This is a genomic window from Ruegeria sp. AD11(2025) (assembly GCF_056542405.1).
Genome location: NZ_JBQFZU010000016.1, coordinates 46957 through 59217, shown reverse-complemented (window position 1 = coordinate 59217; position 12261 = coordinate 46957). Strand labels below are relative to the sequence as shown.

12 protein-coding genes are annotated in these 12261 nt (G+C 60.6%); 6 read left to right on the top strand and 6 right to left on the bottom strand.

Annotated elements, in window-relative coordinates:
* The first annotated feature begins 4 nt into the window (after positions 1–4).
* Positions 5–532 (top strand): L,D-transpeptidase family protein, encoded by a 528-nt coding sequence (locus ACR1XY_RS15660; protein WP_480594544.1) that lies wholly within the window; start codon positions 5–7, stop codon positions 530–532.
* Here ACR1XY_RS15660 and ACR1XY_RS15655 read toward each other — a convergent pair.
* Entirely contained in the window at positions 529–882 is a 354-nt protein-coding gene (locus ACR1XY_RS15655) for a hypothetical protein (RefSeq protein ID WP_480594543.1), read from the bottom strand. The genes ACR1XY_RS15660 and ACR1XY_RS15655 overlap by 4 nt on opposite strands.
* 213 nt (positions 883–1095) lie before the next feature.
* Between ACR1XY_RS15655 and ACR1XY_RS15650 the strand changes: the two genes are divergently transcribed.
* Positions 1096–2085 (top strand): glutathione S-transferase family protein, encoded by a 990-nt coding sequence (locus ACR1XY_RS15650; RefSeq protein WP_480594542.1) that lies wholly within the window; start codon positions 1096–1098, stop codon positions 2083–2085.
* Here ACR1XY_RS15650 and ACR1XY_RS15645 read toward each other — a convergent pair.
* Entirely contained in the window at positions 2067–2429 is a 363-nt protein-coding gene (locus ACR1XY_RS15645; protein WP_480594541.1) for a response regulator transcription factor, read from the bottom strand. The genes ACR1XY_RS15650 and ACR1XY_RS15645 overlap by 19 nt on opposite strands.
* A gap of 182 nt (positions 2430–2611) precedes the next feature.
* Between ACR1XY_RS15645 and ACR1XY_RS15640 the strand changes: the two genes are divergently transcribed.
* The 4 genes from ACR1XY_RS15640 to ACR1XY_RS15625 all read left to right on the top strand — a co-directional run bounded on the left by ACR1XY_RS15640 (position 2612) and on the right by ACR1XY_RS15625 (position 6545).
* A complete protein-coding gene (locus ACR1XY_RS15640; RefSeq protein ID WP_480594592.1) occupies positions 2612–3577 on the top strand; it encodes a threonine-phosphate decarboxylase in 966 nt (321 codons plus the stop codon).
* A complete protein-coding gene (gene cbiB / locus ACR1XY_RS15635) occupies positions 3574–4494 on the top strand; it encodes an adenosylcobinamide-phosphate synthase CbiB (RefSeq protein WP_480594540.1) in 921 nt (306 codons plus the stop codon). Before ACR1XY_RS15640 ends, cbiB begins: the two co-directional genes overlap by 4 nt.
* Before the next feature lie 10 nt (positions 4495–4504).
* On the top strand, positions 4505–5668 hold the full coding sequence (locus ACR1XY_RS15630; RefSeq protein ID WP_480594539.1) for a lytic murein transglycosylase: 1164 nt from the start codon (positions 4505–4507) through the stop codon (positions 5666–5668).
* 145 nt (positions 5669–5813) lie between these two features.
* Entirely contained in the window at positions 5814–6545 is a 732-nt protein-coding gene (locus ACR1XY_RS15625) for a hypothetical protein (RefSeq protein ID WP_480594538.1), read from the top strand.
* 43 nt (positions 6546–6588) lie between these two features.
* Here ACR1XY_RS15625 and ACR1XY_RS15620 read toward each other — a convergent pair whose 3' ends face one another.
* From ACR1XY_RS15620 to ACR1XY_RS15605, 4 genes are all read right to left on the bottom strand, one after another.
* Positions 6589–6939, bottom strand: coding sequence for a hypothetical protein (locus ACR1XY_RS15620; protein WP_480594537.1), 351 nt, complete (start codon positions 6937–6939; stop codon positions 6589–6591).
* Between the two features lie 54 nt (positions 6940–6993).
* A complete protein-coding gene (locus ACR1XY_RS15615; RefSeq protein ID WP_480594536.1) occupies positions 6994–10449 on the bottom strand; it encodes a chromosome segregation SMC family protein in 3456 nt (1151 codons plus the stop codon).
* 139 nt (positions 10450–10588) lie between these two features.
* Positions 10589–10996 (bottom strand): hypothetical protein, encoded by a 408-nt coding sequence (locus ACR1XY_RS15610; protein WP_480594535.1) that lies wholly within the window; start codon positions 10994–10996, stop codon positions 10589–10591.
* A gap of 44 nt (positions 10997–11040) precedes the next feature.
* A complete protein-coding gene (locus tag ACR1XY_RS15605; protein WP_480594534.1) occupies positions 11041–12240 on the bottom strand; it encodes an aminotransferase-like domain-containing protein in 1200 nt (399 codons plus the stop codon).
* Positions 12241–12261: the final 21 nt, after the last annotated feature.

The window sequence follows — 12261 nt, the reverse complement described above, 5'->3', positions numbered from 1 at the left end:
GGTCATGCGGCGGGTAGCGCGTATCGTCCTGTTGATCTGCCTGATGGGCGCGGTGTGGATTGGTTGGCATCGGTTCGGGCCACGTCCACCCACGCCGCCAATGGCCCCCGAGGCCACGCAAATCGACTATATCCTGATCGAAAAATCCAACCGCAAACTGATCGCATCATTGAACGGTGCGATTGTCATGCAGGCGGATATCGCACTGGGGTTTGAGCCCGACGGCGACAAACAGCAAGAAGGTGACGGCAAGACCCCGATTGGAATCTTTCGGATCGACCGACGCAACCCGCAGAGCGCTTTCCACCTATCACTCGGGATCAACTATCCGTTGCCAGAAGATATCGACCGCGCGCAAAACCAGGGCATTGATCCGGGCGGAGACATTTTCATCCACGGGCAGCCGAACGGCGTCACTGGCCTGACCCTGCCCGGTGATTGGACTGCGGGCTGCATCGCCCTGTCGAATACCGAAATGACGCGGCTTTGGAGCATGACGCCCACCGGCACCGTTGTGGAAATCCGCCCCTAGTCCTCGTACCCCAACAACGCAATCGGTGCGTCCGGCGCGCGGTAGAAATCCAGCGGAGCCTTGTCGGCCGCGGCAGTGCTGCGCTTGAATTCATAACGCATCTCGCCCGCTTCCTCGTCATCTGCGATGATCAGGCATTGGTACAGGTGACGCGAACCATCGTAAATATCGACCAGCCCGCGCAATTGCGGCGTGGTTTCGGCCTCGACCGTGAAGCCATCTTTCCACAATCTGAGGATTTTGAAGGTATTGTCGCCAAATTCCACACGAAGGCGGCTGGTTTTCTTCAATCCTGCGATTCGCGCCGCATCCAATTCGGCACTCATCTCCTTAGAAACATAGGTTGTCATAATAAGTTCCCCCCGGAAAACGGACTCCATTGTGCGGCATTGACTGTAAAAATCCAGTGAAGGCGGTCACATAGCGAGGTACAAATTCAACCTGTTGCGCGGAAATCTCAATCAGGGTTGTGCGTCCACGCAGACCCAATGCGCGGCTTCTGACGTGGGATGGCCCCGCACAAAGCCCTATCTTTGCTGAAATCGAAAAGCGGAGGATGCGCAATGGGCCTGTTGGTTGACGGCAAATGGCACGACACATGGTATGACACCAAATCTACCGGCGGCGCGTTCAAACGCAGCGCCGCGCAGTTTCGCAACTGGCTGACTGCGGATGGCAGTGCAGGCCCATCCGGCAAAGGTGGTTTCAAGGTAGAACCCGATCGCTATCACCTCTATGTCAGCCACGCCTGCCCCTGGGCGCACCGCACGTTGATATTCCGCGAGTTGAAGGGGCTGAGCGACCTGATCTCGGTTTCAGTTGTGCATCCGGACATGCTGGACAAGGGCTGGACATTCGAAACAGATGACCACGGCGCGACGGGCGATACGCTCTATGATTTCGATTTCGCGCACCAGATTTATACCAAGGCCGACCCCAGCTATACGGGTCGTGTCACCGTTCCAATCCTGTGGGACAAGCTGCAGGAGACCATCGTTTCCAACGAAAGCTCGGAAATCATCCGAATGTTCAATGCGGCCTTTGACGGCATCACTGGCAATACTGACGACTACTGGCCCGAAGCGATACGGGATGAAATCGAAGAAATCAACGCGCGCGTCTATTCCGACGTCAATAACGGCGTCTACAAGGCAGGCTTTGCCACTACCCAACAGGCTTATGACGCGGCCGTAGCCCCGCTGTTCGACACGCTGGACTGGCTCGACGACCGCCTGTCCCGGAACCGCTACCTGATGGGTGACCACGTGACCGAGGCCGACTGGCGCCTGTTCACCACCCTGATCCGGTTTGACCCGGTCTACCACCTGCATTTCAAATGCAACCGTCGTCGGCTGGCTGATTACCCGAATCTATGGGCCTATACTCGCGAACTGTATCAGTGGCCGGGCGTCGCCGACACAGTGAACATGGCCCATATCGTGCGCCACTACCACTTCAGCCACGACACGATTAACCCGCACCGGATCATCCCGGTGAACCCCGTTCTGGACTATCTGGAGCCTCATGGACGGGATCAGCGACCTGCCGCGTAGTGTTCGACCATCGCCGCCAGATCCTCTGGCGGCGTCGCGCTTTGCACATAGGCGCAAGCGTTGGGGCTGTGGGCAAAAATCGACCCGTCCGAGAAAAAAGTGGTGTTGGTGACAAAGATCACCCGCGCCTCGGGTCGGCGGTAGCTGGCGAAATCGGCCACTGCCAACGCACTGCCGGTTTCCAGCACCAAGTCCAGCACAATGATATCGAAGTTCTGACCGTAGAGCGCAAGAATCGCTGCCTCTTGCCCCGGCACCAGCGTTACTTCGGCGCCGTGCCGTTCAAGATGCCTTTTCCACACCCGACCAAGATCGGGATTACTCTCAACTATCAAAACATTCATTCGCAACAACCTCGGCACATGATAGAGTGTCTGGTGCCGTCCCCCGTAAATCGTGATCACGCTTATTCCTTAACAAAGTGTTAACGACGCCGGTTGGCAGCACTGAACGGGCGGATTTGCTTGTGTAAATGGCAAAAATCCGCTTGAAGCAGGCCGAAACTAGCGATTCCGGCGAGAAATCCATGGCAAGCGATACCGATAATTTGAACCCACGCGCCGCGCGTGACCATGGCGGAGGGCTGGATGGGGCCATCGCCCACTATGGTGGAACCCGCGCGGATTGGATGGACTTGTCCACCGGAATAAACCCTCACCCATACGAGGTTTCAGGCCTGACCCCCTCGGACTGGGCCGAATTGCCCGATCACGGCGCGTTTGAACGTCTGACAGAGGCCGCGCGCCAATTCTGGTTCGTCCCAGAGGGTGCCGCGATTCTGCCTGCACCCGGTGCCTCGGCCGTGATTGCACGCATTCCTGCGCTGGCGCCACAAGGCCGGGTTCAGATCACGACACCCACCTACAATGAACACGCCGCCGCCTTCACCGCGCAGGGATGGTCTGTGCGGCCCGACGGCCCGGCTCAGGCCCGCGTCATCGTGCATCCGAACAACCCTGACGGGCGGGCCTGGACCGAGGCGGACGCAAGCGCCCCTTTGACCGTGATCGACGAGAGCTTTTGCGATGTCTGCCCCGAGGCATCGTTGATCCACCTGGCCACGCGGCCCGGCGTAGTCGTACTGAAGAGTTTCGGCAAATTCTGGGGCTTGGCCGGGTTGCGGCTGGGTTTCGCCATCGGCCAGCCCGACCTGATCGCCCGGCTGAACGATTTGACCGGCCCGTGGGCCGTCTCTGGACCCGCCCTGCGGATCGGAACGCGCGCTTTGCAGGACATTGAATGGGCCAACGCCACACGCCAACGGTTGACCACCGAGACCACCCGGCTGGACGATCTGATGACCGCCAGAGGTGCAGCCCTTGTGGGCGGCACCACCCTGTTCCGTCTGTATGAAGTTGACAGCGCCACCGACTGGCAGGACCGCCTTGCCCTCTCCCATATCTGGAGCCGCGTCTTTCCGTATTCCAAAACCTACCTGCGGCTTGGCCTGCCCCCTGCGGACAGTTGGAGCAGATTGGAGGCCGCGTTGTGAGCACGGCCTTCCTGCTGGTCTGCGCCATGTGTATGGACGCCGCCCTGGGTGAGCCGGAGTGGTTGTGGTCACGGGTGAAACACCCGGCAGTGATGATGGGAAACATTATCGGCTGGTTGGACGAGCGCCTGAATCACGGGGCACAACGGCGGTTGAAAGGGGTTGCCGTGGTGGCCTTGCTGCTTTGCGGCTCGCTGGTCTTGGGGCAATTGCTGGCCCTGCTGGGTCCGGTAGTCGAGATTGTCATTTGCGCCATCCTGCTGGCCCAGAAATCGCTGGTGACCCATGTGCGCGACGTGGGAGACGGGCTGCAAACGTCGCTTTCCGAAGGTCGCGCAAAGGTCGCGATGATCGTTTCGCGCGACACGCGCGACATGACCGAGGCGCAGGTGGCCCGGTCAGCAATTGAAAGCGCTGCGGAAAACCTCAGTGACGGGATCATTGCGCCCGCATTCTGGTTTCTGGTCGCCGGTTTGCCGGGCCTGCTGATCTACAAGGCGATCAATACCGCCGACAGCATGATTGGCTACCGCACCGAAAAATACCGCGACTTCGGCTGGGCCGCTGCCCGTCTGGATGACGTGCTGAACCTGATCCCTGCCCGTTTGACCTGCTTGATGATCGTGGCGCTGTCCGACCAACGGACGCGCTGGCCCGAGATGGTGACGGATGCGCGCCGCCACATCTCACCCAATGCCGGTTGGCCCGAGGCCGCGATGGCGCGCGCCCTGAACGTCGCCCTCGCCGGCCCGCGCAGCTATGACGGGCAGGTCCGCGATCTGGCCTGGGTTAACGGCAATGCTCCGCGCGAAATCGGCGCGCCGGAGGTTTTCCGCGCATGTAACATGCTGTGGAAGGTCTGGGGGCTTGCGCTTGGCCTCATGTCGGTGTGGGTTGGGCTCAACTTTATTTTCTGACGGAGCCACCATGCGCATTCTCACTGGCCTTGTTGCCGCCGCCCTGCTCGCCTCGCCTGCTCTGGCCGAATGCGGTGGCGGTTTCAATTCCTTCATCAAGGGTTTGAAGGGCGAGGCCGTTCAACAAGGTTTCAACAAATCCACCGTCAACGCATTTTTCAAAGGCGTGCAGCAGGACGGCGCGGTATTGAAAGCCGATCGCGCGCAGGGCGTGTTCCAGAAACCGTTCATTGACTTTTCCCGCCACCTGATCTCGCAAAACCGGATTGAACGCGGTCAGTCCATGTCACGCAAATACGACGCTGTGTTCGACCGGATCGAGGCGGAATATGGCGTCTCGCGCGGGGTGCTTCTGGCCTTCTGGGCGTTCGAGACCGATTACGGCGCGTTTCAGGGCGATTTCAACACCCGCAACGCGCTGGTGACGCTGGCTCATGACTGCCGCCGCCCCGAGTTGTTCCGCCCGCAGGTGTTCGCCGCGATTGAGCTGTACCAACAGGGCAATTTCGACCCCGCCCGCACCACTGGCGCCTGGGCCGGAGAGATCGGCATGGTACAGATGCTGCCGCGTGACATCATCGAAAACGGTGTGGACGGGGATGGCGATGGTAAGGTCTCGCTGAAAACCTCGGCCCCGGATGCCCTGATGTCGGGCGCCAAGATGCTGTCGCATCTGGGCTGGCAACCGGGTCAGCCCTGGTTGCAAGAGGTCACGGTGCCCGCGCAGATGGACTGGTCGCTGTCCGGCCCCGGCAAACCGCGCTCGATCTCTGAATGGCAGGCAATGGGGGTCAAGGCGCGCAGCGGATCGCTGGCCAACCTGCCCGCCTCGCTGATCCTACCGCAGGGGCACAACGGACCCGCCTTTCTGGCCTACCCCAATTTCGACGTCTATTTCGAATGGAACCAGAGCTTTGTCTACGTCCTGACCGCTGCCTATTTCGGTACTCGGCTTGAGGGTGCGCAAGTCTACGACGCGGGCAACGCGACACCAAGCCTGTCTGGTGCGCAGATGAAGCAGTTGCAGAGTAAACTGCAGGCACGTGGCCATGATGTTGGCAAGATCGACGGCATTCTGGGGGCTGGCACCCGGGCAGCCGTTCAGGCGGAGCAGGCGCGGTTAGGGCTTCCGGCGGATGCCTGGCCTACAGCGGACCTACTTGGGCGTCTTTGAGATCCAGCCGTGTTCTCCGGAGGTCATCAGAGACTCTATTGATCCGTAAGTTCGGGATTTGGCCATTCGAGCCATCAATCGTTTGCGGAGAAATCGACAATTCTCTAGGATGATCCAAGCACATGCGAAGCCCTGAGACCTATTCATGACAATTGATGACCGCCGGAAATTGCTCGCTGATGTTTTGCGCCCTTATGATGTGGGGCATCCCTTGATCCGGATTGGGGCTTTCGGCGACGGAGGCTATCTGGTTCCCAATGATCTTGCTGGTATCAAGGCGTGTTTTTCACCCGGCGTTTCGCAACAGTCGAGCTTTGAGCTTGATCTGGCCAAATGGGGTATTCCGTCGATCATGGCCGACGCTTCGGTGGATGGGCCTGCAGAACAAATTCCCGGTGCGATTTTCTCAAAGCAGTATTTGGGTGCACAAACTGAAGGCGATGTGATTTCACTTGCGGACTGGATGGTGCAGCACGCTCCGGAAACCGGGGATCTGATGCTTCAAATGGATATCGAAGCGGCCGAGTACCCGGTCTTTGAAAGCGTTCCCGAGGCTTGCATTGATCGGTTCCGGATCATTGTGATCGAGCTTCACCGGATTCCATCCATCCTGACCAAACCGAACTTTTTTGAAAAAGCGAAACCGCTGTACACGGCAATTGGGGCAAAATTCACCTGCACCCATCTGCATACCAACAATGCGTCTGGATCGGTGACGATCGAAGGCGTTGAATTCCCCCGCGTCGTCGAAGCCACGTTTATCCGCAATGATCGCATTAAAGAAAAACGACCGATTTCAAAGCTGCCGCACCCTCTGGATGTGGCGCATCACGCCGTACGACCAGAGATCGCAGTGCCGGGGGAGTGGTTGACCTGACCGGCCGAGCAGGTTGGACAGCAGGTTGCGGAGATCGTCCGCCTCACTCCGAACGTACTGGGTAGCGATCTCCTTTCTCATCGATCAGGATCAACCGCTCGCCGCTGCGCACATACAGGTCACACCGGCTAAACCCGTTGCGATAGGCGATACAGACGCTGCCGTCCTCAGCGATGGAGTAAGTGCCAAAGGCCGCGTCTCCGCTGGCGTAGGTATAGGAATAGGAGCCTCCGGCCGAAAAAGCGGCCTGTCCGTCATCGTAGAAGGTGAACGTCTGGCCCGCCAAGGCGCTTAGTTCCTCGGGGGACAGGGGCACATCTCCGGGCTTGGTGGGCCACTCGGCGGCGATGGTCGGGCTGGCTGTCAGCAGGGCAAGGATCAGATATCGGGTCATGCGGCCAGCTTACCCTGTGGTGCCACCAGATGGTCATAACGTTGCAGTGAACTGTCAGGCCACCATCTGCTCGGCCTTCTTCAGGTCGACCGAGACCAGTTGGCTGACGCCCTGTTCCTGCATGGTCACGCCGAACAGCCGGTCCATCCGCGCCATCGTCACTGCGTGGTGGGTGATGATCAGGAACCGCGTGTCGGTCTGGCGGCACATCTCGTCCAGCAGGTCGCAGAACCTGGTCACGTTGGCATCGTCCAAAGGCGCATCGACCTCGTCCAGAACGCAAATCGGGGCGGGGTTGGCAAGGAAGACGCCAAAGATCAGCGCGGTGGCGGTCAGGGTCTGTTCCCCGCCCGACAACAGGCTGAGGGTCGAGAGTTTCTTGCCCGGCGGCTGGCACATGATTTCAAGGCCCGCGTCCAGCGGGTCGTCACTTTCAACCATTACCAGATTGGCCTCACCACCGCCGAACAGGTGCTTGAACAGCATGGCAAAGTTCGAGTTCACCTGTTCGAATGCGGTCAGCAGACGTTCGCGCCCTTCCCGGTTGAGACTGGCAATACCGCTGCGTAGGGCCTTGATCGCCTCTTCCAGGTCCGCCTTTTCCGTATTCAGCGTGTCAAACTCTTCCTGAACTTCCTTACTGTCCTCTTCGGCCCGCAGGTTTACAGCCCCCATCGCATCGCGCTGACGCTTGTGGCGGTTAACTTCGGCCTCCAAGGCATCGGCCGCAGGCATCTGGTCGGGGTTTGCATCCAGCTGGTTCAGCAACTGGTTCGGCGTCAGTTGCTGATCCTCGGCAATCCGTTCTGCAGCAGCCGTCACGCTTTCCTTGGCCGCATCGCATCGCGCCTCAGCCGCAGCACGGGACTCACGCGCTTCCGAAGCCAGACGTTCTGCATCCCGCTCCGCTATCACGGCTTCACGCTGCTGTGTCTCGGCTTTGGCCAGCTTGTCGCCGGCCTCGGCACGACGGGCTTCCGCGGCTTCGATCAACTCGTTCAGTTCTTCCCGCGCCTCGGCGATCTCAGAGGGGGCGGCCATGGCATCGGACAGCTCCTCTTCCGAGCCCTCCTTGCGTTCCGCCAATTCTGAGATTCGTTTTTCGGCCGTCTCCAGACGGTGCTTCCAGCCGCTGAGGTCCTTGGTCACTTCCTGTGTGCGGCGCGTGCGGGCCTCGCCCTCGCGGCGCAGCTCGTCATGGGAAGAGCGATGGGTCAGCATGGTGATCCGCGCCGCCTCGACCGTCTGTTTGATGTCCTCAACCTGAGCACGGGCGCTGTCGAGGTTACCCAGACCGGCCAGCGCGCCCTCGGCCTCGCGCAATTGCGCGCGAGCGGACATGGCGTCTTCCTTGTGGCGGTCGACGGCAAGGGTCAGGGTCTCCAGCTTGCCCTGAGCCAGATTGCGGTCCGCTTCGGCCCGGCTGAGCTGACGCGCGGTTTCGGCCATGCGCTGATCGGCGGCGCGGCGGGCTTCTCGTGCGCGACGGTCGGCTTCTGTCACGTCCGCCAGTCGCAGCGACAACGCCTCATGCGCGGCGCGAGCTCCATCGGCCTGCGCCTCGGTCCTGGCAAGTTCCTGTTTCAGCGCTTCCAGCTTGTTGAGTTGTTCCAAACGCAGAGCCGCCGCACTGGGTGCATCCTCGGCCCAAGCGCGAAACCCGTCCCAGCGCCACAGGTCACCCGAGCGCGACACCAACCGCTGACCCGGTTTCAACGAGGTCTGCAAACGCGCGCCCTGATCCGCATCAACCAATCCGATCTGCGCGATCCGGCGGCTCAGCCGATCCGGGCCAGACACATGCAGCGCCAGCGGTTCAACCCCATCCGGCAAAGTCTGGTCAGCATCGTAACCCGCAACCTGCACCCAGCCGGAGGGACCATCCCCTTCGACCAGGGGCGCGCGCAAATCATCAGCCAATGCCGCGCCCAAAGCCTTCTCGTAACCAGGTTCCACACGCAGCAGGTCAAGCACCTGCCCGCCCTCAGCCGTGTCGCGTTCGACCAACTTGGCCAAAGCGGTGGTCTCGGCCCGGATCGCACCCAGTTCACCCTCGGCCTCGGAACGTTGCGCGCGGGCTTCGGCCTCACGCGCCTGTGTGTCGTTGCGCAACTCGTCGGCTGCAGCCAGCGCCTCTTCGGCGGCTTCGGCGGCTTCGCGGGCCTCTTCCTCACCCTCTTGCGCCGACTCGAACGCTTCGCTGGCGCGGGTCAGAGCGGTACGAGCATCCTCCACCGCCGCGCGCGCCTTTTCTTCTTCACCCTCGGACCGGGCCAGCGTCTTGCGGCTGTCTTCAACCAAACGCTGCGCCGACTGGTGGCGGGCAACCAGCCGCGCCATGTCCTCGGTTTCCTGCGACAGGTGATCTTCCCGGTTCTGCAACACCGCAGCCGCCTCTTGGGCGATCTCGGCAGCCTCGGCGACCTTGTCTTCGTGTCCCTCCGCAGCCTTGGCCAGCTCACGGGCTTCCCATTCCAAACGCTCGATCATCTGACCTGCGTCACGGTTCAGGCCGGTCTCGCGTTCGATATCATGGGCCAATTGCTGGATACGGTTGGTCAGCGTTTCAATCGTCTGGCGGGCGCGGGTTTCCTGATCCGACAGTTGATCGCGCTGCACCTGTTGGCGTTGCAGAACAGCAGCGGCAATGGCCTCTTCCTCGCGCAGCGGTGGCAGGGTCTCTTCGATCTCGGCACGATTTGTGGCGGCAGCGCGGGCCTCGGCCTCGGCGCGCGAGGCCTCGGTGATCCGATCGCGTAGTTTTTCCTCGGCCTGCTGGCGGGCCATGTCAGCCTCTTTCCAACGGCGATAGAGCAGCATGCCTTCAGCTTGGCGCAACTGTTCGCCAATCTCGCGATAACGCGCGGCCTGCCGAGCCTGACGCGCGAGTTGCGCCAGTTGGGTGCCCAGCTGTTCCAGCACGTCATCCACGCGGGTCAGGTTGGCCTCGGTACCCTTCAACTTCAGCTCGGCCTCGTGACGGCGCTGATACAGGCCCGAGATCCCGGCAGCCTCTTCCAGAATGCGGCGACGGGCGCGGGGCTTGGCGTTGATCAGTTCGGCAATGCGGTTCTGCCCCACCAACGCGGGCGAATGCGCACCAGTCGAAGCATCCGCAAACAGCATCTGCACATCGCGCGCCCGTACATCCTTGCCGTTGGTCTTATAGGCACTGCCGACATCCCGCGTGATGCGACGCACGATTTCCAACTGATCCGCGTCGTTGAACCCAGACGGCGCCAGCCGTTCCGAGTTGTCCATGGTCAGGACAACCTCGGCAAAGTTTCGGGCGGGGCGCGTCGCCGCCCCAGCGAAAATCACATCCTCCATCGCGCCACCGCGCATGGACTTAGGGCGGTTTTCGCCCATCACCCAACGCAACGCTTCCAGAAGGTTTGACTTGCCGCAGCCGTTCGGACCCACCACACCAGTCAACCCATCCGCGATGATCAGATCGGTCGGATCAACAAAGCTTTTAAAGCCGGTGAGTTTGAGTTTGCTAAAGCGCAAAGGCAATGGGTCCTGTGATTCCTATAACTGGAAGTGTGCGCAACCGATTGGGGGTGAGTCAACGGAGATGCGCAGGATGTGGGATATCAGGTCGACTTATCCACAATATCTTGGCAAAATACGCAGAAATACGCGTATCTCAGTAGGGCGTGCACTCAAAAACCTGATAGCCGCTCCCGCTGCCGATGTTTTCATAGATACCGTAATCAATGCATTCGTAATTGGGGGTCGACACAGCCGTCAGCAGCAACCGTTCCCCTGCCTCACGGTCGCATCCCAGCACGCCAACGGTCACCGCCGCATCACCCAATACATCCAGAATCGGACAGCCCGAGACCTGCGCCATGGCCAAAACGGCCCGGTCACGGATCGGCCCAAGACGCGGCGCGTATTGGGTGTTGACCCGAACTGCCTCGGCCAGCTCTCCGCGCACACGCACATCGAAGATACTGCCATTCACCGCGATCCGGGTGGCAGGCACGTCGCGAAAGTAAGGCGTGCCGGCCGAACAAGCGGCCAGCACGAAGAGGGGAAGATACCGGATCATACCACCAGCTTTGCCGCAATACAGTTAACAGAACCTTTCCCGGTTCATGCGCGCAGCACTTCGCCCAAGCGGCGAACACCCTCGCGGACTGTTTCCTCATCCGAGTTCGAAAAACTCAGCCGGATCGTATTGGCACCGGACCCGTCCGGAAAAAACGCTTGACCGGGGACAAATGCCACTTTGACCGTTTCCAGCGCCCGCGCCAGCAGTTCGGACCCAACCGTGCCCTTAGGGAGCGTCACCCAGATGAACATACCGCCTTCGGGTTTGGTCCACTCAACCCCGTCCGGCATGTGTTCCCGCAACGCAGCCAACATTGCGTCACGACGCGCACCGTAAACGCGGCGCAGCATCGGGATATGGGTGTCAAAGCAGACCCGTGCCACGTCGTTGATGGCCATCTGATTGATCGTCGCTGAATGCAGATCGGCGGCCTGTTTCATCAGCACAAGTTGCGAGATCACTTGCTTGGCCGCCACGACCCACCCGACCCGCAATCCCGGAGACAAGGTCTTCGAGAAACTACCGCAATAGACCGTCCGACAGTTTTCAATAGAGCCCTTGCGCGCCAGTTCCAGCGCCAGAACCGGCGGGATCGCCTCTCCGTCATAGCGCAGCGCCTGATAAGCGCCGTCTTCGATGACGGCACAGTTCAGGTCTTCGGCCAGGTCCAGCAAGGTTTCGCGTCCACGAAGATCCACGGTCTCTCCGGTCGGGTTGGCGAAGTCCGGCGAGAGATAAGCGAACTTCACCACTCCCTCACCCGCTGCTGCCCTATATTCTGCGGCGCCGCGATTACCGTTGATGCTGAGCCGATCAAAACGCGGCTCGTAGGCGTTGAACGCCGCCAATGCCCCCAGATAGGTGGGCCATCCGACCAGTGCGGTATCACCCGGCGACAGGTAGAGCTTGCCTAAGTAGTCCAGCGCCTGCTGCGAGCCCGAGGTGATCAGGATGTTGTCCAGTCCGCAATCGATACCGATCTGACGCATGTGATCGACCAGCCATTCGCGCAGCGGCACATACCCTTCACTGATGGAGTATTGCAACGCCTGCGCCTGGCTATCGGATCCCAACGCGTTCTGGAATGCCAAGGCAAAGCCATCCGCAGGGAACAGCGCTGGATCGGGAATACCACCGGCAAAGGAAATGATCCCCGGCTGGTCCAGCAGCTTGAGCAACTCGCGAATTTCGGACGCCTTCATCCGCGACGCCCGCGTGGCAAACAGGTCTTTCGTCGACATCAATCTCCTCCGCTTTGACGA